Annotated in this window: 1 pseudogene; it reads left to right on the plus strand. The window is 54.9% G+C overall.

Features of this window, described 5'->3' with window-relative positions:
• Positions 1 to 237 (plus strand): annotated as a pseudogene (locus SB660_RS23655) (collagen-like protein); the annotation flags it as partial.

Consider the following 237-nt stretch of genomic DNA (forward strand, 5'->3'; position numbering starts at 1 on the left):
AGATACTGGTCCAACCGGAGTAACTGGTGTAACTGGAGATACTGGTCCAACCGGCGCCACTGGTGTAACTGGAGATACTGGTCCAACCGGAGCCACTGGTGCAACTGGAGATACTGGTCCAACCGGCGCCACTGGTGTAACTGGAGATACCGGACCAACCGGAGTAACTGGTGTAACTGGAGATATCGGACCAACAGGAGTAACTGGTGTAACTGGAGATACTGGTCCAACCGGCGC

The sequence above is a fragment of the Bacillus sp. SIMBA_005 genome, from assembly GCF_046535585.1.
In the GTDB taxonomy this organism is placed as follows: Bacteria; Bacillota; Bacilli; order Bacillales; family Bacillaceae; genus Bacillus; species Bacillus pumilus.